The 20,527-nt window shown below is 73.8% G+C and carries 22 protein-coding genes; 17 read left to right on the forward strand and 5 right to left on the reverse strand.

The features are described 5' to 3' along the window. Positions 1 to 9 precede the first annotated feature (9 nt). The 3 genes from ACFYE3_RS00375 to ACFYE3_RS00385 form a co-directional block, all read right to left on the reverse strand. On the reverse strand, positions 10 to 315 hold the full coding sequence (locus ACFYE3_RS00375) for a DUF4193 domain-containing protein (protein ID WP_368822070.1): 306 nt from the start codon (positions 313 to 315) through the stop codon (positions 10 to 12). A gap of 151 nt (positions 316 to 466) precedes the next feature. Further along, a complete protein-coding gene (locus ACFYE3_RS00380) occupies positions 467 to 1,339 on the reverse strand; it encodes a hypothetical protein (RefSeq protein ID WP_387605883.1) in 873 nt (290 codons plus the stop codon). Positions 1,340 to 1,345: 6 nt separating this feature from the next. Beyond that, positions 1,346 to 2,152 (reverse strand): exodeoxyribonuclease III, encoded by an 807-nt coding sequence (locus ACFYE3_RS00385; protein WP_387605881.1) that lies wholly within the window; start codon positions 2,150 to 2,152, stop codon positions 1,346 to 1,348. A 113-nt stretch (positions 2,153 to 2,265) separates the two neighbouring features. Here ACFYE3_RS00385 and ACFYE3_RS00390 point away from each other — a divergent pair, with 113 nt between their 5' ends. From ACFYE3_RS00390 to ACFYE3_RS00405, 4 genes are all read left to right on the forward strand, one after another. Further along, positions 2,266 to 2,664, forward strand: a complete 399-nt coding sequence (locus tag ACFYE3_RS00390; RefSeq protein WP_387605880.1) for a GntR family transcriptional regulator — start codon at positions 2,266 to 2,268, stop codon at positions 2,662 to 2,664. After that, entirely contained in the window at positions 2,661 to 3,584 is a 924-nt protein-coding gene (locus ACFYE3_RS00395) for an ATP-binding cassette domain-containing protein (RefSeq protein ID WP_387605877.1), read from the forward strand. Before ACFYE3_RS00390 ends, ACFYE3_RS00395 begins: the two co-directional genes overlap by 4 nt. 281 nt (positions 3,585 to 3,865) lie before the next feature. Beyond that, on the forward strand, positions 3,866 to 4,150 hold the full coding sequence (locus ACFYE3_RS00400; RefSeq protein WP_387605876.1) for a hypothetical protein: 285 nt from the start codon (positions 3,866 to 3,868) through the stop codon (positions 4,148 to 4,150). A gap of 278 nt (positions 4,151 to 4,428) precedes the next feature. Further along, a complete protein-coding gene (locus tag ACFYE3_RS00405) occupies positions 4,429 to 5,724 on the forward strand; it encodes a CAP domain-containing protein (protein ID WP_387605875.1) in 1,296 nt (431 codons plus the stop codon). Between the two features lie 76 nt (positions 5,725 to 5,800). On the opposite strand, the gene nadE is transcribed toward ACFYE3_RS00405, so the two are convergent. Beyond that, entirely contained in the window at positions 5,801 to 6,625 is an 825-nt protein-coding gene (gene nadE / locus ACFYE3_RS00410) for an ammonia-dependent NAD(+) synthetase (RefSeq protein ID WP_387605872.1), read from the reverse strand. A gap of 155 nt (positions 6,626 to 6,780) precedes the next feature. Between nadE and ACFYE3_RS00415 the strand changes: the two genes are divergently transcribed. From ACFYE3_RS00415 to ACFYE3_RS00475, 13 genes are all read left to right on the forward strand, one after another. Then, positions 6,781 to 7,632 (forward strand): enoyl-CoA hydratase, encoded by an 852-nt coding sequence (locus ACFYE3_RS00415; RefSeq protein ID WP_387605870.1) that lies wholly within the window; start codon positions 6,781 to 6,783, stop codon positions 7,630 to 7,632. Positions 7,633 to 7,678: 46 nt separating this feature from the next. Next, positions 7,679 to 10,033 carry a glycoside hydrolase family 65 protein gene (locus tag ACFYE3_RS00420; RefSeq protein ID WP_387605868.1) on the forward strand — a complete coding sequence of 785 codons (2,355 nt, stop codon included), beginning with the start codon at positions 7,679 to 7,681 and terminating at the stop codon, positions 10,031 to 10,033. Next, positions 10,030 to 11,871 carry a DNA helicase RecQ gene (gene recQ / locus ACFYE3_RS00425; RefSeq protein ID WP_387605866.1) on the forward strand — a complete coding sequence of 614 codons (1,842 nt, stop codon included), beginning with the start codon at positions 10,030 to 10,032 and terminating at the stop codon, positions 11,869 to 11,871. Before ACFYE3_RS00420 ends, recQ begins: the two co-directional genes overlap by 4 nt. Positions 11,872 to 11,896: 25 nt before the next feature. Further along, on the forward strand, positions 11,897 to 12,295 hold the full coding sequence (locus tag ACFYE3_RS00430; RefSeq protein ID WP_387605864.1) for a TOBE domain-containing protein: 399 nt from the start codon (positions 11,897 to 11,899) through the stop codon (positions 12,293 to 12,295). 7 nt (positions 12,296 to 12,302) lie between these two features. Next, complete coding sequence (gene modA / locus ACFYE3_RS00435; RefSeq protein ID WP_387605861.1) at positions 12,303 to 13,055, forward strand: molybdate ABC transporter substrate-binding protein; 753 nt, start codon at positions 12,303 to 12,305, stop codon at positions 13,053 to 13,055. Beyond that, positions 13,052 to 13,858, forward strand: a complete 807-nt coding sequence (locus ACFYE3_RS00440; RefSeq protein ID WP_387605859.1) for an ABC transporter permease — start codon at positions 13,052 to 13,054, stop codon at positions 13,856 to 13,858. The genes modA and ACFYE3_RS00440 overlap by 4 nt, the downstream gene beginning before the upstream one ends. After that, the gene (locus ACFYE3_RS00445) at positions 13,855 to 14,511 is read left to right on the forward strand and encodes a sulfate/molybdate ABC transporter ATP-binding protein (protein WP_387605856.1); all 657 of its coding nucleotides are present in this window, start codon (positions 13,855 to 13,857) and stop codon (positions 14,509 to 14,511) included. Before ACFYE3_RS00440 ends, ACFYE3_RS00445 begins: the two co-directional genes overlap by 4 nt. Positions 14,512 to 14,634: 123 nt before the next feature. Next, positions 14,635 to 15,843 carry an acyl-CoA dehydrogenase family protein gene (locus ACFYE3_RS00450; protein ID WP_387605855.1) on the forward strand — a complete coding sequence of 403 codons (1,209 nt, stop codon included), beginning with the start codon at positions 14,635 to 14,637 and terminating at the stop codon, positions 15,841 to 15,843. A gap of 63 nt (positions 15,844 to 15,906) precedes the next feature. Then, positions 15,907 to 16,665, forward strand: a complete 759-nt coding sequence (locus ACFYE3_RS00455; protein WP_387605852.1) for an SDR family NAD(P)-dependent oxidoreductase — start codon at positions 15,907 to 15,909, stop codon at positions 16,663 to 16,665. Positions 16,666 to 16,690: 25 nt separating this feature from the next. Further along, complete coding sequence (gene pyrE, locus ACFYE3_RS00460) at positions 16,691 to 17,272, forward strand: orotate phosphoribosyltransferase (protein WP_387605850.1); 582 nt, start codon at positions 16,691 to 16,693, stop codon at positions 17,270 to 17,272. Continuing rightward, a complete protein-coding gene (locus ACFYE3_RS00465; RefSeq protein ID WP_387605847.1) occupies positions 17,265 to 17,918 on the forward strand; it encodes a TrmH family RNA methyltransferase in 654 nt (217 codons plus the stop codon). Before pyrE ends, ACFYE3_RS00465 begins: the two co-directional genes overlap by 8 nt. Before the next feature lie 99 nt (positions 17,919 to 18,017). Further along, positions 18,018 to 19,040 carry a class II fructose-bisphosphate aldolase gene (fbaA, locus tag ACFYE3_RS00470; RefSeq protein ID WP_368830875.1) on the forward strand — a complete coding sequence of 341 codons (1,023 nt, stop codon included), beginning with the start codon at positions 18,018 to 18,020 and terminating at the stop codon, positions 19,038 to 19,040. 125 nt (positions 19,041 to 19,165) lie between these two features. After that, positions 19,166 to 19,585, forward strand: coding sequence for a DUF3151 domain-containing protein (locus ACFYE3_RS00475; RefSeq protein ID WP_298584880.1), 420 nt, complete (start codon positions 19,166 to 19,168; stop codon positions 19,583 to 19,585). Between the two features lie 51 nt (positions 19,586 to 19,636). Here ACFYE3_RS00475 and ACFYE3_RS00480 read toward each other — a convergent pair whose 3' ends face one another. Further along, on the reverse strand, positions 19,637 to 20,392 hold the full coding sequence (locus ACFYE3_RS00480; RefSeq protein ID WP_387605843.1) for a trimeric intracellular cation channel family protein: 756 nt from the start codon (positions 20,390 to 20,392) through the stop codon (positions 19,637 to 19,639). Positions 20,393 to 20,527 lie beyond the last annotated feature (135 nt).

The following is a 20,527-nucleotide window of genomic DNA, read 5'->3' on the forward strand; positions in this document are numbered from 1 at the left end:
CCGCGGGGCTCAGCCCTCGCAGTCGGTGCAGTAGCTGGCCCCGTTCTTCTGATGGGCGAGCTGGGAGCGGTGGCGGACCAGGAAGCAGGAGGCGCAGGTGAACTCGTCGACCTGCTCCGGGATGACGGCCACGGTGAGCTCTTCGTGGGAGAGGTCGGCGCCGGGCAGGTCGATGCCCTCGGCGGTGTCGAAGTCCTCGGCGTCGATGACCGCGGTCTGGGTGGTGGCGCTGCGCTGGACCTGGATCGCCTCCAGGGACTCGTTGGCCGGCTCGTCCTCGGGTCGGGTGCGCGGGGCGTCGTAATCGGTGGCCATGATGTGGTGCGTCCTCCTGGAACGGGGTGTTGCTGTGCAGAGGGTGCCCTGCACGGAAGGACCAGAGTGTACCCCTTCGACATGGGGAACTGTCGAGTCCCCGGCTGACGGGCGGGTCCACGGCGGTGCGACGGGTGGTCCCCGGGAGGGCTCAGCTGGCGCTCTCCAGGTGCGCGAGGCGCAGCCAGCGGTGCATGAGCCGGCGGAACGCCACGGCGGCGCCGTGGGCGTCCCGGGAGGCCAGCAGCTCCACGGCGTCCGAGAAGTCCTGCGGGCTCTCGTCCGGCTGGAACGGGTCCGCGAGCGAGCCGTAGTGCAGGACCACGAGGGAGTTGGCGGAGAACGCCCCGAGCCACCGGCCCAGGTGTGTGAGGTCCTCGGCGAGGTCCTCCAGGTCCTCCCCGCCCGCGTCCTCCACCACCTGCGCGGCGCGCACCACCCGGCGGGTCGCGAGATCCACCGGCACCGCGCACCGGTGCACGCGGTTGCCGTGGTGGAAGCTCTCGGTGTGGTCCTGGGCGGTGAAGAGGGAGAACCACGCCATGGGCACCGTGAACGCCGACTGGCGGGCGTGGACGGGCACGAAGTGCTCCCGGCTCACGCGCTCGCCCGCGGCCCGGACGGCGTCCTCGGGGATGAGCAGGTTGGGCAGGGGCTGGCCGCCCTCCTCCTCGGCGAGCGCCACGAGCCGCAGCGAGCGCCGCAGCCGCTGCGGGGGGTGGTAGACGGGGAAGTCGCCGACCCCCGCCGCGAGCATGTCCCGGCCGCGGGGCGCCGCGGAGAACGGCAGGGTCCACAGCGGCTCCACGGCCGGGGGCAGCGGCTCCTGGCCCGGCTCGGCCAGGCGGGCGAGCTGCTCGGTCAGCTCGTTGACCCCGGCCTCCTCGGGGGTCAGCGCCCGGGGTACGAGAGGGGCGTACACGGCGTCGAGCTCCTCGGCGGGCACGTACACCCGCAGGGCGAACTGGTGGGGGATCCCGGTGGCCGAGCGGAACGTCCGGCCGACCTGCAGCAGCTGGGCCACGGCCGCTCAGGCGATCTCGACGACGACGGGGGCGTGGTCCGAGGCGCCCTTGCCCTTGCGCTCCTCGCGGTCGATCGACGCGTTCGTGACGCGGTCGGCCAGGGCGGGGGAGTAGAGCTGGAAGTCGATGCGCATGCCCTCCTTCTTCGGGAAGCGCAGCCCCTTGTAGTCCCAGTACGTGTAGACGCCCGGACCGGGGTGCCGGGGCCGCACCACGTCCTGGTAGCCGGCCTCGTCGAGGAAGGCGCGGAAGGCGGCGCGCTCGGGCGCGCTGACGTGGGTCAGGCCGTTGTCGAGGAAGAACTGCAGGTCCCACACGTCCTCGTCCTGCGGGGCCACGTTCCAGTCGCCCACCAGGGCGACCTGCGCCTGCGGGTCGGCGTCGACCCACTGCTTGGCGTGGTCCTTGAGCACGCGCAGCCACTCCAGCTTGTAGGGCATGTGCGGGTCCTCCAGGCCGCGGCCGTTGGGGACGTAGAGGGACCAGACGCGCACGCCGTCGCACGTGGCCCCGATCGCCCGGGCCTCCTGCACTGGCTCCTCGCCGGGCTTGCCGAAGGCGGGCTGGCCCGGGAAGGTGCGCTCGACGTCCTCGAGGCCCACGCGGGAGGCGATCGCCACGCCGTTCCACTGGCTGAGGCCGAAGTGGGCGACGTCGTAGCCCATGAACTCGAAGAGCTCCCAGGGGAAGTTGTCGTCCTTCGCCTTGGTCTCCTGCATGGCCAGGACGTCCACGTCCGAGCGCTGCAGCCACGCCTCCACGCGGTCGGCGCGGGCGCGGACGGAGTTCACGTTCCAGGTGGCGATCCTCATGGGCTCCACGTTACCGGCTGGCCCGGACGGCGATTCCCAGCACCCGCCTGCACCGCACCTCTCCAGGTGCCATGGTTAGTTACATAACTAGTGAACCAGTGATGAGGGTGGGCATGATCGCCGACGACCGCCCGATCTTCCAGCAGATCGCCGAACGGATCTGCGCCGACATCCTCGCAGGTGCCTATCCGGAGGCGACCCAGGTCCCGTCCACCAACGAGTTCGCCGCCTTCTACCGGATCAACCCGGCCACCGCCGGCAAGGGCCTCAACCGCCTCGTGGACCGCGGGATCCTCTACAAGCGCCGCGGCATCGGCATGTTCGTCGCCGCCGGTGCCCGGGAACGGCTCCTCGAGCAGCGGCGGCAGGAGTTCGCCGACCGCTTCGTGGCACCGCTCGTCACCGAGGCGCACTCCCTCCGGCTCCCGCCGGAGGGCGTCCTGGACCTCGTCCGCTCCGCGCTCGGCCGGAACGAGGCCGCCGCACCGACCCGTCAGGAGTCCACCCCATGAACGGCACGCCATCCCCTGTCGTCGCCCTCCGCGGCGTCTCCCGCACCTACCGGGAGACCCGGGCCCTCGACGGCGTCGACCTCGACCTCGTCCCGGACCGGATCTACGGCCTGGTGGGGCGCAACGGGTCCGACAAGACCACCCTGCTCTCCGTGATCGGCCAGCAGGTCCGCCCCGACGGCGGCGGGCGGGTCGAACTGTTCGGCCGCCCCGGGTGGGAGAACCCCGAGGCGCTCTCCCGCACGGTGCTGCTCCGGGACCGGCAGCGCTATCCCGAGGAGTTCCGGGGCCGCCACGTCCTCGAGGCCGCGCCGGCCTTCCACCCCGGCTGGGACGCGGAGCTCGCCCGCCGTCTCGCCGAGGACCTCCGGCTCCCGCCGCGGACCAGGGCCAAGAAGCTCTCCACGGGTCAGCACACGGCCCTCGGCATCGTCCTGGGCCTCGCGTCCCGCGCGGAGCTCACGATGCTGGACGAGCCCTACGGCGGGCTGGACCCGGTGGCCCGGGAGCTGTTCTACGACCGGCTCCTGGAGGACTTCGCACGGCACCCGCGCACCGTGGTGATCTCCACACACCTGGTCGACGAGGTGGCCCACCTCCTCGACCACGTGCTGCTCCTCGACCGCGGCCGGCTCGTCCTGGACACCGGCCTCGAGACCGCCCGCGCCAGCGCCCACACGCTCGCGGGTCCCGCCGCCGACGTCGCCGGCTACCTGACCGAGCGGCAGCTCGAGCACCAGGTGTCCCGCGAGCAGCGGATCGGCGCCCTGCGCACCGTGACCGTGGCGGCGCCCCTCGACGACGACACCCGGGCGGCCGCCGCGCGCCACGGGATCGAGATCGAGGCCGTCTCCCTCCAGTCGGCCGTCACCGCCCACGGACTCGTCCCGGTGGCCGCCGACCAGCTCCAGAACGCCTGAGAGGACCTCCGCCATGTCACGACTCACTCCCGTCCTCAAGCTCAACACCGTCAACCGGTCCGCCGGGGTCTGGACGGTCGTGGGCGTCATCACGGTGTCCGGGCTGCTCAGCCTGCCGGCCGGGGTCGTGCTGCACGTCGTCCTGGGCGCCCCGGTGGACGCCGTGGCCGCGGGGCTGCGCTACAACCAGGTGCCGATCTGGTGGCCGGGGGTCGCCCTGCTCGTCCACGCCGCTCGCCCTGGCGCTGGGGGCCACCCGCCGGTCGATGTGGTGGGGCTCCGTGGCGACCTTCGTGCTCCACGCCCTGCCGGCCGCGGCCGTCCTCACCGCCTTCCTGCTCCTCGAGCGCGTCACCGGCGGAAGGTTCCTGGGCCTGCCCGCGTTCGACGTCGCCCCCTTCGCCGGTGGATCCCCGGCGCGGGCCCTCCTCGTGGCGTTCCTGCTCTACCTCGGCGCGCAGCTGATCGGGGCGGTCTTCGCCACGGTGTACGTCCGGGGCGGCCCCGTAACGCTGACGCTGCCCATCATCGGGACCGTCGTGACGACCCTGGCCGTGCTCCTCTGAGTCGCCGCGACGGCACCGGGCTCCGCGGCGGCCGCCGGCGCCGCGGGGTTCCCGGAGGGGCTCGTGCTGCCGGCCGCGGCGGCGCCGGTGCTGCTCGCGCTGCTGGGCTGGGGCCTGTACCGCCGGGTCTCCGTCCGCTGAACCCTCGGGGCTGCACGGGCGCCGCGCCGGGGGACCAGGGGTTTCCCGGCGAAGCCTTCCCCTCGGAGATTGCACATGCTAATTTCCTGCTGGCCCGTGCCCCCGGCGGCGCCGCCCCCAGCAGGGAGAGACCCCCCATGAACCTCGCACGGACCGCGCTCGTCGTGTCCACCACCTTCGCCCTCCTCCTCGGCGGCGTACCGGCGGCGCTCGCCGCACCGACTCCTCCGGCCGATCCGCCCGAGCACTCCGAGCTGTCCGGCACCGCCGGCGCGCCCGCTCTCAGCCTGCACGGGGGCTCGGGCACCGACGCCGCCCCGGCCGGCGCTCCGGCGCCGGCCCCGGAGGACCCGGCCGTCGGTGCCCCGGCCGCGGGCGCCCCGGCCGCGGGCGGTCTGGCGGGGGCGGCGGCGGCCGACGCCCACCCGACCACGGTCGAGCACATCACCGAGGCCTTCAAGATCGTCAACGACCACCGCGGCCAGGCGAGGCGCGCCCCGCTGGTCTACAACACCGCGCTGTCCCGCAACGCCCAGCAGTGGGCGCAGACCATGGCCGGGGCCCGGAAGGAGTCGCGCAACCCGGACCCCTGGACGGGCGCCCCCGCCGGCGGCGTCCGGATGGACCAGTACTACGGGAAGGGCGTCTTCACCGGCGCCTTCGAGGGCACCGACGCGGTCGAGGCCCTCACGCACTACCTGCTGGACTTCTTTCCCCGCAACGGGACCGACCAGTTCGCCCGGGACCTGACCCACCTCGGGATCGGGGTCAGCCACGTCGCCACGTCGGGCCCGGGCGGCCCCGGGTGGGAGACCTATCTGACGATCTACTACTACGCCTATCCGGCCGGGCAGGCCGTGCCCGGGACGTTCGCGAGCCCGGCGCAGGGGTTCGTGCCGCCGGTGACCGCGCCGACCTATGCCGTCCGGGGGGCGATCGGCACCAAGTACCAGCGCCTGGGCGGGGCCGCCGTGCTCGGCGAGCCCACCATGAACGAGCGCGGCGGTCTCCTGGAGGGCGGCGTCTACCAGCAGTTCCGGAAGGGCACCCGCACCACCACCATCTACTGGGCCCCCGGCTACGGGGCGATGGCCGTGAAGAACTACGGATCCATCGGCGTCCGGTGGGTCTCGGCCGGCCGGGAGCACAACTTCGGCCTGCCTGTCACGGACGAGCGCCCGGTGACCGGTGGCGCGTACCAGGTCTTCCGCCGCGACGGGCGCTCCACCATGGTCATGTGGAGCCCCGGCACGGGCTCCCGCGCGATCAAGCAGTACGGGGCCATCGGACGGGCGTGGAAGGCCGCCGGCTCCGAGCGCGGCTGGGGCTTCCCCGTCACCGACGAGTACCGCTACGGCACCGAGGCGCGTCAGCGCTTCTCGAAGGGCTACACCGCCCACTACGCCGCCGGACGGACCTGGGTCACCCGCTGAGGGGTCCCCGACGACGACGGAGCCGCGCACCCCGACCGGGGTGCGCGGCTCCGTCGTGCTGCCGGTGCTCGGGGCGTCAGGCCCGCCACCAGTCGTCGAAGATCGTGGCGGGGGTCGTGCGCTTGTGCCGGGTGATGCGCCAGCGGTGCTCGATCTGCTCCGCCACGGCGTCGTCGACCTCGCGGCCCTCGAGGTAGTCGTCGATGTCGTCGTAGGACAGTCCGAGCTCCGCCTCGTCGGTCTGGCCCGGGGCGTCGTCGAGCAGGTCGGCGGTCGGAGCCTTCGCCCACAGCCGCTCCTCGGCGCCGAGGGTCTTCGCGAGGAGACGGTTCTGCCGCTTGTCGAGGCCGAACAGCGGCAGGACGTCCGCCCCGCCGTCGCCGTACTTGGTGAAGAACCCGGTCACGGACTCGGCGCCGTGGTCGGTGCCGATCACGAGGAGGTTCCGTTCCCCGGCGATCGCGTACTGGGCGATCATCCGCATGCGGGCCTTGATGTTGCCCTTGTTGAAGTCGGAGATCTCCCGTTCCGTGGCGCCCTCGAAGCCGTGCTCGAAGCCGTCCACCGCCGGGGCGATGTCGTAGGTGATGGTGCGGTCGGCGGAGACGAAGCGCAGGGCCGCCTGGGCGTCCTCCTCGTCGTGCTGCTTCCGGTGGGGCAGGCGCACCCCGACGAACTCCGCCTCGCCGCCCTCGGCGCGCAGCCTCTCGACCGCCAGCTGGGCGAGCCGGCCGGCGAGCGTGGAGTCGAGGCCCCCGCTGATGCCGAGCACGAAGCCCTTCGTGCCGCTGGCCCGCAGGTAGTCGCAGAGGAAGCCGACGCGCGCCTCGATCTCCTGCTCGGGGTCGATCTCGGGCTTCACGCCCATCTCTTCGATGATTGCTGCCTGCAGTGTCCGCATGGGCCCATGCTAGTGCGGGCCGCTCCCGGGAGGGCAAGGGAACACGGCCGGGAGACGGCGGGGCCGTTGCGTAGGATGCGGGCCATGCCCCCGCACCGCCCCACCGCACCCGGGAGCACCGAGACCCGACCGACCGAGCGAACCAGGAGCGCAGCATGAGCGAGCAGCACGGGAGCGACCACCGGAACACCCCCGGGAGCACCCCGGAGGACGGCCCGGGGAACACTTCCGGGAGCACGTACGAGAACATCCTGGTCGAGATCCGCGGGAGGGTCGGGGTCATCACCCTGAACCGGCCCAAGGCGCTCAACGCCCTCGACGCCGCGACCCTGCGGGAGGTCGTCGCCGCGTCCGCCGCCCTGGACGCCGACCCCGGGATCGGGGCCATCGTCCTCACGGGCTCGGAGAAGGCCTTCGCCGCGGGCGCCGACATCAAGGAGATGGCGGGGCGCAGCGCTCCGGAGATGTACCTCGCAAACTGGTTCGCGGGCTGGGACGCCTTCACCCGGGTGCGCACGCCGGTGGTCGCCGCGGTCTCGGGCTACGCCCTCGGCGGGGGGTGCGAGCTCGCGATGATGTGCGACCTCCTGATCGCCGCGGACACGGCCCGCTTCGGGCAGCCGGAGATCAACCTCGGGGTGATCCCCGGGATGGGCGGCTCCCAGCGCCTGGCCCGCGCGGTGGGCAAGGCCAAGGCCATGGACATGGTCCTCACCGGCCGGCACATCGACGCCGCGGAGGCGGAGCGGGCGGGCCTCGTCTCCCGCGTCGTGCCCGCCGCGGACCTGCTGCAGGTGGCCCTGGACGTCGCCGGGACCATCGCGGCGAAGTCCCTGCCCTCGGTGCTCGCGGCCAAGGAGGCCGTGGACACGGCGTTCGAGACCACTCTCGCGCAGGGGGTGCACCTCGAGCGCCGGCTCTTCCACGCCCTGTTCGCCACCGAGGACCAGAAGGAGGGCATGGCGGCGTTCACGGAGAAGCGCGAGCCGCGCTTCACCCACCGCTGAGTCCCCGCCGCGGGTGCTGCCCGGCCGTGGGGGTTAACGTGGTGCCATGCCGAACCCCTCGATCGACGCGTCCGCCTGGCAGGTCCGCGAATCCGCCCTCGACCCCGGTGCGCACGGCGCCCTGGAGTCCGTCTTCGCCCTGTCCAACGGGTACATCGGCGTCCGTGGCACCCTGGATGAGGCGCAGCCCAGCGTCTCCCGCGGCACCTTCATGTCGGGGGTCCACGAGTACCATCCGCTGTCCTACCCCGAGGGCGGCTACGGGCACCCCGAGCACGGGCAGGCCATCATCGGCGTGGCCGACGGCAGCACCGTGCACCTGCAGGTCGACGGCGTCCCCCTGGACGTGCGGGACTCGCCGCCGGAGCGGCACGAGCGGCTGCTCGACCTGCGCGAGGGCACGCTGCGCCGCGAGACGGAGTGGATCACCCCCCGGGGTGCCCGGATGCGCCTGACGTCCACCCGGCTCGTCTCGCTGGTGCAGCGCCCGGTGACGGCGATCCACTACGTCGTCGAGGCGGTGGACCGGCCCGTCCAGGTGGTGCTCCGGTCCGGTCTTGTGGTCAACGGCACCCCGCCCAAGGTGGAGAACTCGGACCCGCGCGTGGCCGACGCCCTGGAGAAGCCGTTCCGCCCCGAGGTCCACCACTGCCACGACACGGGCGGGGTCCTGGTCCACCGCACCGCACAGAGCCGCATCGGGGTCGCGGCGGCCGTCGAGCACGACGTCGACCTGCCGGCCGGCGGCGCCGTCAGCACGCAGTGCGACGAGGACCACGTGGTGACGACCGTCGTCGCCGACGTCGGACCCGGTGAGAGCGTGCGCTTCGTGAAGTACCTGTGCCACTCCTCCGGCGCGGACGACCCCGCCGACGACCTCCGCGGCCAGGTGCTCGCCGCGATGGCCGGGGCCCGGCGTGGCGGCTGGGACGGGCTGCTCGCCGACCAGCGCGCGGAGCTGGACGAGTACTGGGACGGCGCCGACGTGGAGATCGACAGCGACCCCGAGCTGCAGCTGGCGATCCGCTTCGACCTGTTCCAGCTCCTGCAGGCGGCCGCCTGCGTCAGCCGGGCCCCGGTCGGGGCGAAGGGTCTGACCGGCGGCGGGTACAGCGGGCACACCTTCTGGGACGTCGAGGGCTTCGTGCTGCCGGCCCTGGCGCTGCTGCGACCCCGGGACGCCGCCCGGCTCCTGCAGTGGCGCTCCTCGACCCTGGACCGGGCGCGGGAGCGGGCCCAGGTCCTGGACCTGGACGGCGCCTCCTTCCCGTGGCGCACCATCGACGGGCGTGAGACGTCGGCGTACTGGCCGGCCAGCACCGCGGCCATGCACGTCAACGCCGACATCGCCCGGGCCTTCAGCTGGTGGGCCGACGTGACCGGCGAGGACCTCACCACGGTCGGCGGGGTCGACGTCCTCGTGGAGACGGCGCGCGTGTGGGCGGCCATGGTGCACGAGGACCACGAGGGCCGCGCCCACCTGCTCGGGATGACCGGGCCGGACGAGTACACCGGCGTGGTCGAGGACAACGTGTTCACGAACCTCATGGCCCGGCGCAACCTCCGGGCGGCCGCCGACGCGTGCGAGGAGCACCGCGAGCACGTGGGGCGGCTCTCCGTGACGGCGGACGAGCTCCAGCGGTGGCGGGCGCTGGCGGACGCGATCCACGTCCCCTACGACGCCGTGCGCGGTGTGCACCCCTCCAACGCGGGGTTCACCACCTACCGCGAGTGGGACTTCGAGGCCAAGCGCGACGGCTACCCCGTCGAGGAGCACTTCCACTACGCGAAGATCTACCGCCGCCAGGTCGTCAAGCAGGCGGACCTGGTGCTCGCCCTGTGGTGGTGCTCCGAGGCGTTCACCCCCGGGCAGACCGCCCGGGACCTGGACTACTACGAGCGGCGGACCGTGCGCGACTCGTCCCTCTCGGCCTGCGTCCAGGCCGTGGTCTGCGCCCGCGTGGGCCACCTGGACCTCGCCCTCGAGCACCTGCGCGAGTCCGCCCTCGTGGACCTGCGGGACATCCAGCAGGACGCCGAGCAGGGCCTGCACCTGGCCTCCGCCGCCGGGTCCTGGCTGGCCGTGGTCTGCGGGTTCGGCGGGCTGGACCCGGACGGGGACGTGCTGCGCCTGGCCCCCCGCCTGCCGGAGGGGCTGCACCGGATCGCCTTCCGCCTCCGGTGGCGCGGCCACCGGATCGGTGTGGAGATCACCCGCTCGGGCACGACGGTGCGGCTCCTGGACGGGGCCGCCGGCGAGGTGGCGCTGCGGATCGACGACGAGCCCCTGACCGTCACGGCCGGCCGGCCCGCGACCGCCCCGCTGCACACGCCCCACCCGCCCACTCCCGCACCGCGCCAGCCCCCGGGCCGCGCCCCGCGCGCCCCCCGCACCCCATGACGCCGTCCGCGCCCCTCGAGGTGCTCACCCGCGTCTGGGGCTACGACGCCTTCCGCGGGCAGCAGGCCGAGATCATCGAGGCGGTCACCCGCGGTGACGACGCGCTCGTGCTCATGCCCACCGGCGGCGGCAAGAGCCTCTGCTACCAGATCCCCGCGCTCGTCCGGGAGGGCACCGGCGTCGTCATCAGCCCCCTCATCGCGCTCATGCACGACCAGGTCGACGCCCTCGGGCAGGTCGGGGTGCGCGCCGCGTACCTCAACTCCACCCAGACGGCCGAGGAGCGCCGCGCCGTCGAGAGCCGTCTGCTGACCGGCGAGCTCGACCTGCTCTACCTCGCCCCCGAGCGGCTGCCGGTGGCGGCCGACCTGCTCGACCGCGCCCGCATCGCGCTCTTCGCCGTCGACGAGGCGCACTGCGTGGCCCAGTGGGGCCACGACTTCCGCCCCGACTATCTCGGGCTGACGATCCTGCACGACCGCTGGCCCGGGATCCCGCGCATCGCGCTGACCGCCACCGCGACCGCGGAGACGCGCGAGGAGATCGTCCGCAACCTCCGCCTGGACGACGCCCGCGTCTTCGTCTCCAGCTTCGACCGGCCCAACATCCAGTACAGTGTCGGACCCAAGAAGGACGCCCGCCGGCAGCTGCTGCAGCTCATCCGGACCGAGCACGACGGCGAGGCCGGCATCGTCTACTGCCTCAGCCGCGCCTCGGTCGAGCGCACGGCCGAGTGGCTGGCCGGCCAGGGCGTCACCGCGCTGCCGTACCACGCCGGCCTGCCCGCCGAGCTGCGCTCGCAGCACCAGACCCGCTTCCTGCGCGAGGACGGCGTCGTCATGGTCGCGACCATCGCCTTCGGCATGGGGATCGACAAGCCCGACGTGCGCTTCGTCGCCCACCTCGACCTGCCCAAGAGCGTCGAGGGCTACTACCAGGAGACCGGACGCGCCGGGCGGGACGGGCTGCCGTCGACGGCGTGGCTGGCCTACGGGCTGCAGGACGTCGTCCAGCAGCGGCGGATGATCGACGACGGGGAGGGGGACCGGCAGCGCAAGCGCGCCCAGACGCTCCACCTGGACGCGATGCTCGCGCTGTGCGAGACGGTGCAGTGCCGCCGTCAGCAGCTGCTGCGCTACTTCGGCGAGGCGAGCGGAGCGTGCGGCAACTGCGACAACTGCCTCAGCCCGCCCGAGGCCTTCGACGGCACGGTCCCGGCGCAGAAGCTCATGTCCACGATCGTGCGGCTGCAGCGGGAGCGGGGCCAGCAGTTCGGCGCCGGGCACCTGGTGGACATCCTGCTCGGCCGGGAGACCGAGCGGGTGGTGCGGATGCGCCACACCGAGCTCACCACGTTCGGCATCGGCACCGAGCTGAGCGACCAGGAGTGGCGCGGGGTGGTGCGCCAGCTGCTGGCCCAGGGCCTGCTCCAGGTGCAGGGCGAGTACGGCGTCCTGGCGCTCACCGACGCGGCCGGGGAGGTGCTGCGCGGGCGGAAGGAGGTGCGCCTGCGCCGCGAGCCCGAGCGGGTCAAGGCCGTCCGCTCGCCGAGGACCTCCGCCGCACCGCCGGTCCTCGACCAGCCCCAGCAGGAGCTCTTCCAGCAGCTGCGGGCCTGGCGCTCCACCGTGGCGAAGGAGCAGGGCGTACCGGCGTACGTCGTCTTCAACGACGCGACCCTCGCCGCGATCGCGCAGGCCCGGCCGAGCTCGCTGAGCGAGCTGCGCGGCATCTCCGGGGTCGGCGACGCCAAGCTCGAGCGCTACGGCGAGGCCGTCCGCCAGGTCGTCGCCGACGCCTCAGGATCCGCACCTGCGGCCCGCATGACGGGTGAATGACCGCAGACGCGGATATCATGGCGCCATGACCGAGATCAGGATCGCCGACGCCGCCCGGTTCCTCGGCGTCAGCGACGACACCGTCCGGCGCTGGATCGACCAGGGCACGCTGAACAGCGCCCGGAGTGCGACCGGCCAGACCGTGGTGGACGGACTGGAGCTGGCCCGCCTGCTCAAGGAGCGCTCCGTCCGGCCCGAGGACCCCGCGCGCGTCGCCAGCTCGGCGCGCAACCGGTTCGTGGGGCTGGTCACCGAGGTCGTCTCGGACACCGTGATGTCCCAGGTGGAGCTGCAGTGCGGCCCGCACCGGGTCGTCTCGCTCATGAGCACCGAGGCCGTCCGGGACCTGGGCCTGGAGCCCGGCCGCGTGGCCACGGCCGTCGTCAAGTCGACCAGCGTCGTCGTCGAGACCCCCGGGGAGTGAGGCAGCGGTGCACCCCAGGGCCTCCGCCGTCCTCCTCGCCGCCCTCGGACTCGCCGTCACCGGGTGCGGGGCCGGCGAGGCCCCCGCGACCGTCCTCGACGTCCACGCCGCCGCCTCCCTCACGGACACCTTCACCGGGCTCGCCGAGCAGTTCGAGGCGCAGCACCCGGGGGTCGAGGTGTCGCTGAGCTTCGCCGGGTCCTCCACCCTGGTCCAGCAGCTCGCGGAGGGCGCGCCCGCCGACGTCCTCGCCACCGCGGACGAGCGGAGCATGGCCGGGGCCGTGGACGCCGGCCTCGTCGCCGGCGAGCCCGAGGTCTTCGCGACCAACGTCCTGACCGTGGTCGTGCCCGCCGCCAACCCGGCCGGTGTCGGGACCTTCCGGGACCTGGCCGACCCGGGCGTGCAGGTCGTGGTGTGCGCGCCGCAGGTGCCGTGCGGTGCCGCCACCGAGCGGGTCGAGGAGGCCTCGGGCGTGCGACTGAGCCCGGTGAGCGAGGAGGGCTCCGTGACGGACGTGCTCGGCAAGGTCGTCTCGGGTCAGGCGGACGCCGGCCTGGTCTACGCCACGGACGCGCGCTCGGCCGGGGACGCGGTCGAGGTCGTCGGGATCCCGCGGGCGTCCCGGGCCGTCAACCGCCTGTCCGTCGCCGCGCTCGCGGCCTCCGACGAGACGGAGCTGGCCCGGCAGTTCGCCGAGCTCGTCGCCGGCGACCGCGGCCGGGAGGTCCTGGCCGGGGCGGGCTTCGGGGCGCCGTGACCCGGCGTCGTCCCCGCGGCTTCAGCACCGTCCCGGGCTGGGTGTGGATCCCGGCGGCCCTGGGCGCCCTGGTGGTGGTCCTGCCGGTCCTCGGGATGCTCGCCCGGGTGGACGGGGGCGGCTTCCTCGGCCTGGTCAGCTCGGAGGCCTCCCGCACCGCCCTGTGGCTGAGCCTGCGCACCGCGACCGTCTCCACCGCGCTGTGCGTGCTGCTGGGCACCCCGATGGCCCTGGTGCTGGCCCGTGGGCGGCTGCCCGGCGCGCGGCTGCTGCGGGCGCTGGTGCTGCTGCCGCTGGTGCTGCCGCCCGTGGTCGACGGGATCGCCCTGCTCCACACCTTCGGGCGCTACGGGCTCGTCGGGCGCCACCTCGAGCTGGCGGGGATCAGCATCGCCTTCACCACCGTGGCCGTGGTGCTCGCCCAGACGTTCGTGGCGCTCCCGTTCCTCGTGGTGGGTCTCGAAGGGGCGCTGCGCAGCGCGGCGGCGGGCTACGAGGAGGTCGCGGCCACGCTCGGCGCCCGGCCCACCACCGTGCTGCGACGCGTCACCCTCCCCCTGGTCCTGCCGGGGCTCGCGTCCGGCGCGGTGCTCTCCTTCGCCCGCTGCCTGGGCGAGTTCGGGGCCACCCTGACCTTCGCGGGCAGCCTGCAGGGGACCACCCGGACCCTGCCCCTGGAGATCTACCTGCTGCGGGAGACGGACCCGGACGCCGCCGTCGCCCTCTCGCTCGTGCTCGTGGTCGTGGCGGTGCTCGTCGTGGGCCTCACCGCCCCCGTGCGCCGGGCAGGGGGCCGGCGATGACGGAGGGGCTGTCCGTGACCGCCCGGCTGGCCGCCCGGGACGTGTCCCTCTCGCTGACCGTCCCCCCGGGGACCACCGTGGCGGTGACCGGCCACAACGGCGCGGGGAAGTCCACCCTGTTCGCCGTCCTCGCCGGCCTGCTCGTCCCGGACACCGGCCGGTGCACCCTCGACGGGGCCGTGCTCTTCGACCTCGACGACGCCGGGCGCGGGAGCTGGCTGCCCCCGCACGAGCGCGGCATCGCGCTCATGGCGCAGGAGCCGCTGCTGTTCCCGCACCTGAGCGTGCTCGAGAACGTGGCCTTCGGCCCGCGCAGCCGCGGGGCGGGCCGCGCCCGGTCGCGGGCCGCCGCCCGGCACTGGCTGGCCGAGGTGGGGGCCGAGCAGTTCGCCGACCGCCGGCCGGCCCAGCTCTCCGGCGGCCAGGCGCAGCGCGTGGCGATCGCCCGGGCCCTGGCGGCCGAGCCGCAGCTGCTGCTGCTGGACGAGCCGTTCTCCGCCCTGGACGCGGCCGCTCGGCCCCTCGTCCACGAGCTGCTCGTCCGGGTGCTGGCGGGGCGGACCGCCCTGGTCATCAGTCACGACCCCGGGGACGCCGCCGCCCTGGCCGAGCACGTCGTGGTGCTCGAGCACGGCCGGGTCGCGGCGGGCTGACCGCCGCGCGGGCCGCTCCGGCGCCGCCCGGGTGCGCGCAGTACCATCGGGACCACCACCGTTGTCGTATGACCCGGCTCACACGACCCACCCCGTCGTGTCGGGCCGACGAGAGGACCACCCATGACTCCCGTCCTGCCCGGAGAATCCCCGTCCGTGGAACGCCGCTCCGGCATCCCCTTCCCGGACGCCGACCTCTACTGCTTCGCCTCCCTCCTCCCGCCGCCCGAGCGCGCGCGGCTGGCCGAGCTGCACGCGTTCCTCCAGGAGGAGGTCCGCCCCGTGGTCACCCCCTACTGGAACCGCGAGGAGTTCCCGGCCCACCTGCTCCCGGCGCTGGCCGACCACGGGCTCGGGGAGCTCGAGCTCTCCGGGGCCAGCCGGCTGTTCCGGGGGCTGGCCTACGCCGAGGTCGCCCGGGCGGACGTGTCGCTGAGCGCCCTCGTCGGAATCCACAACGAGCTCATCGTCGACCTGATCGACGCCCTGGGCTCGGCGGAGCAGAAGGCCCGCTGGCTGCCGGAGCTGCGCCGCTTCCGGGCCCTCGGCGCCTTCGCCCTCACCGAGCCCGAGCACGGCTCCGACATCGCCGGCGGCCTGGCCACCACCGCGACCCGGGACGGCAGCGAGTGGGTGCTCACCGGGACCAAGCGCTGGATCGGCGCCGGCACGATCGCCGACGTCGCGATCGTCTGGGCCCGGGACACCGCCGACGGGCACGTCAAGGGCTTCCTCGTGGAGACCGACCGCCCGGGGTGGACCGCCACCAAGATCGAGCACAAGATCGGCCTGCGGATCATGCAGAACGCCGACATCGTCCTGGACGAGGTCCGGATCCCCGCCGCCGACGCCCTGCCCGGAGCGCAGAGCTTCACGGCCGCCAACGAGATGCTGCGCAACTCCCGCGCCTGGGTGGGCTGGCAGGGCGCCGGGGTCCAGCTCGCGATCTTCGACGTCGCCCGCGACTACGCCCTGGCCCGGCGGCAGTTCGGCCGCCCGCTCGCGAAGTTCCAGCTGGTGCAGGAGCCGCTGTCCCGGATCCTCGGCAACGCGACCGCCTCCCTGGGCCTCATGGCCCAGATCGCCCGGCTGCAGGAGGACGGGGGCTTCGACATGCCCCACGCCGCCCTGGCCAAGGCCACCACCACGTCCCTGGCCCGGGAGTCCGCGGCCCTGGGCCGGAGCCTGCTCGGCGGCAACGGCGTGGTCACCGACCACGAGATGGCCAAGCTCTTCAACGACGTCGAGATCCTCTACACCTACGAGGGCACCTACGAGATCAACGCCCTCATCGTGGGCCGCGCCGTCACGGGCGTCTCCGCGTTCGTCTGAGCCGGGCCCACCGCCCGGCACCTCCCACAGCCCCCCCCCAGCAGCTCCCCGGAAGGACCCCGCATGGACGTCACCGACACCTCCGCCCTCGTCACCGGCGCCGCCTCGGGCCTCGGTGCGGCCACCGCCGCGATGCTCGCCGGGCGCGGCGTGCGGGTCTTCGCCGTGGACCTCCCGGCCGCCGTCGAGCAGGTCCCCGACGTCGTCGGCGTCAGCTACGTGCCCGCCGACGTCACCGACCGGGAGCAGGTGCGCGAGGCCGTGGCGGCCGCGGCCGGCGCCGGGCCGCTGCGCACCGTGGTCAACTGCGCCGGCATCGGCCCGTCCGCCCGGGTGCTGGGGCGCGGCGGCGTGCACGACCTCGACCTGTTCGAGACCGTGCTGCGCGTCAATCTCCTCGGCACCTTCACGGTCCTCGCCCTCGCCGCGGAGCGGATCGCGGCCACCGACCCCGTCGACGACGACGGCCAGCGCGGGCTGGTCGTCAACACGGCCTCCGTCGCCGCGTTCGAGGGGCAGGTGGGACAGGCCGCCTACGCGGCGTCGAAGGGCGGGGTGCACAGCCTGGGCCTCACCGCGGCGCGGGACCTCGCGAGCGCCGGCATCCGGGTGAACACCATCGCCCCCGGCGTCATCGAGACGCCCATGCTCGCGGCGGTGAGCGACGAGTTCCGGGCCGGGCTCGCCGCGGGGGTGCCGTTCCCGCGCCGGCTCGGCCGCCCCGGGGAGTTCGCCCAGCTCGTGGCGACGTTCCTCGACAACGACTACCTCAACGGCACCACCGTGCGGATGGACGGGGCGCTGCGCATGGCACCCCGCTGAGAGCCCGCCCCATAGACTGGGACCCATGAGCACCGACTTCTCGCCCGTCGACCTCGCGACGGCCCGCGACCGCCTCCGCCAGCTGATCATCGACCTCGCCGTGGTGCGGGGCAAGGTCACGCTCGCCAGCGGCATCGAGGCCGACTACTACGTGGACCTGCGCCGCGTGACCCTCCACCACGAGGCGTCCCGCTACGTGGGCCAGGTGATGCTGGCGCTGCTCGACGAGGCCGGGATCTCCTGCGCCGCCGTGGGCGGGCTGACCATGGGCGCGGACCCCGTGGGCCACGCGGTCATGCGCACGGCGGGGGACCAGGGCCGGGCCGTCGACACCTTCGTGGTCCGCAAGGCGCAGAAGAGCTACGGGATGGGCCGCCAGGTCGAGGGCCCCCCGGTGCAGGGCCGCGACGTCGTCGTGGTGGAGGACACCTCCACGACCGGCGGGTCCGCCCTCACCGCGGTGGAGGCCCTGCAGGGGGCCGGCGCCAACGTGGTGGCCGTGGCGATCATCGTGGACCGGCGGACCGGCGCCAAGGAGCGCATCGAGGAGACGGCGGGCGTGCCCTGCCTCTACGCCTTCACGAAGGACGAGCTCGGGCTTGACTGACCCCGCCGCCGAGACCGGCGCCCCGGCGCCCGCCCCCACGGTGGGCGTCGGCCCCTGGGAGGGCCCGTGGCCCGAGGGCGAGCACTGGGACCCGGAGCTGCTCGAGCACGGGGACCGGCGCAACGTCGTGGACGCCTACCGGTACTGGACGATGGCCGCGATCGTCGCCGACCTGGACACCCGCCGGCACGGATTCCACGTGGCCGTCGAGAACTGGCAGCACGACCTGAACATCGGCTCGGTGGTGCGCACCGCCAACGCGTTCCTCGCCCGGGAGGTGCACATCGTGGGCCGGCGGCGCTGGAACCGCCGCGGAGCGATGGTCACCGACAGATATCAGCACGTGCGCCACCACGCGAGCGTCGAGGAGTTCACGGCCTGGGCGGACGCCGAGGGCCTGCCGGTGATCGGGATCGACAACTTCCCCGACTCGCAGCAGCTCGAGACCTACGACCTGCCCGAGCGCTGCGTGCTGGTGCTCGGCCAGGAGGGGCCGGGGCTGAGCCCGGAGATGCACGCCGCGGCCGGGACCACCCTGTCCATCGCCCAGTTCGGCTCGACCCGCTCCGTCAACGCCTCCGCCGCCGCCGCGGTGGCGATGCACGCCTGGATCCGGCGGCACGTCTTCGGTCAGCCGGTCGCCTGACGGGCGACCCGCGACGACCATCCACCGTCTCCCCGTCGTCCCACGGCGAGGGTTTGGCTAGAGTGGGAGCCAGGCCACACCCGAACCGAAGGAGCCAGCATGCCCATCGCAACCCCTGACGTCTACGCCGAGATGATCGACCGGGCCAAGGAGAAGGGTTTCGCCTACCCGGCGATCAACGTCACCTCCTCCCAGACCCTCAACGCCGCCATCCGCGGCTTCGCCGAGGCCGGCTCGGACGGCATCATCCAGGCCTCCACCGGCGGCGCCGCCTACTGGTCCGGCGCCTCCGTCAAGGACATGGTCACCGGCTCGCTCGCGATGGCCGCCTTCGCCCGCGAGGTCGCCAAGAACTACGACGTCAACATCGCCCTGCACACCGACCACTGCCCGCAGGACAAGCTCGAGGGCTTCGTGCTGCCGCTGCTCGAGGAGTCGGAGCGGGCCGTGGGCCGCGGCGAGGACCCGATCTTCCAGTCCCACATGTGGGACGGCTCGGCCATCGAGCTCGACGAGAACCTCAAGATCGCCCAGGACCTCCTGGCCCGCACCAACAAGGCCAAGATCATCCTCGAGGTCGAGATCGGCGCGGTCGGCGGCGAGGAGGACGGTGTGGAGAACGAGATCAACGAGAAGCTGTACTCCACCGTCGAGGACGGCCTCGCCACCGTCGAGGCCCTCGGCGCCGGCGAGAACGGCCGATACCTCACCGCCCTGACCTTCGGCAACGTGCACGGCGTGTACAAGCCCGGCGGGGTCAAGCTGCGCCCCGAGCTGCTCAAGCAGATCCAGGAGGAGGTCGGGGGAAAGCTCGGCCAGGACCGTCCGTTCGACCTCGTCTTCCACGGCGGCTCCGGCTCCTCCGCGCAGGAGATCGCCGACGCCGTCTCCTACGGCGTGGTCAAGATGAACGTGGACACCGACACGCAGTACGCCTTCACCCGCCCCATCGCCGGGTTCATGTTCGCCAACTACGACGGCGTCCTGAAGATCGACGGCGAGGTCGGCAACAAGAAGAAGTACGACCCGCGCGTGTGGGGGGCCCTGGCAGAGGAGTCCATGGCCGCCCGCGTGGTCGAGGCCTGCCAGAACCTCGGCTCCGCCGGGACCTCCGTCAAGTAGCCGTTCCACCCTCCGCGGCCGCGGAGGACGACGGCGGCGTCCTGCCCGAGCGGGGCGCCGCCGCCGTTCCTGCGCCCGTCCCGCACGACCCCGCCGTACCGCGCACCGAAAGGACCCCGTCCCCCATGAGCCTCACCGGCAAGAACCTGCTCGGCGGACCCGAGCCCACCTACCTCACCGAGGACCCGGGCCTGGTCGAGCGCATCGAGGCGGGCGACGAGGCGGAGGACCTCGCCGCGCGCTTCCCGAAGGCCTCCCTCGCGTGGGCCATGTGCGCCGAGGACGCCCTCGCCGAGGGCCGCACCCTCGAGGGCTACGCCTTCGCCCGCGTGGGCTACCACCGCGGTCTCGACGCCCTGCGCGGCCACGGGTGGAAGGGCCACGGTCCCGTCCCGTTCTCCCACGAGCCCAACCGCGGCTTCCTGCGGGCGCTCGCGGCCCTGGGCCGGGCGGCCGCGGCGATCGGCGAGTTCGATGAGGCCGAGCGCATCCAGAAGTTCCTCAACGACTCGGACCCCACCGCCGCGGAGCAGCTGCAGCGCTGACCCGGTGGCCGAGCGGACCCGGGGACGTGTTCCGCGGCCCCGGCAGATCGGTCAGGACGCGCCGGGGTCCTCCCCCCGGCCGGAACCGTCGCGTCCACCGCTCCCACGGCTCGGCCGGCGCGGACGCCACGTCGGGCGGGGCCAGTCCCGCCTGGGCAGGCGCACGTTCCACTCGCCCGCGCCGGGCAGCCGCCACCCCCGGCGCCGTGCCACCACGGTGACCGTGGCGGCGGTGAGGATCGCCGCTGCCATGCCCCAGTTGGGGTAGCCCATGCCGTGCAGCACCGCCATCTCGGCGCTGCCGATCACCGCGCCGGTGGCGTAGAGGGTGTTGCCGCCGAAGATCATGGGCACCCGCCCCACCGCGATGTCGCGGATCATCCCGCCGCCCACGGCGGTGATCACCCCGATCATGACGGCCGGCAGCCAGCTCAGTCCCACGTCGAGGGCCTTGCCCGTGCCCGTGGCCGCCCAGCAGCCCAGGGCCAGGGCGTCGGCCACGACGAGCACGCGGTTGGTCCACTTCCCCTGGAGCCGGAGGAAGAAGGCGATCGTGGCGCCGGCGATCGCCGTGATGAGGTACGCGGGGTTCGTCAGGGCCACGGGGAAGCCGACCTGCAGGAGGGTGTCCCGCAGCAGGCCCCCGCCGAGCGCGGAGACGACGGCGAGGAACGCGAAGCCGACGGGGTCCATCTTCAGCTGGCGCGCCACGGCCCCGCCCAGGATGCCGTTGGTCAGCACGCCGAGCAGGTCGACGACGTCGAACGCCGCGCTCGGATCGAGGGTCTCCACAGCCACCACGTCCACGACCACCTCACCCCTGTCACACCGACGCCCGAGAGTAGCACCCGGCTCCCCACCAGGACCCGCCCCTGAGCGCGTCACCGAGTTCCCCCGCCTGCGCGGTGCTCGGGATCGTCGTCCTGTTGTCCTCCCCGACGG

The organism is Kocuria arenosa, assembly GCF_042879215.1.
Classification (GTDB): Bacteria; Actinomycetota; Actinomycetes; order Actinomycetales; family Micrococcaceae; genus Kocuria; species Kocuria arenosa.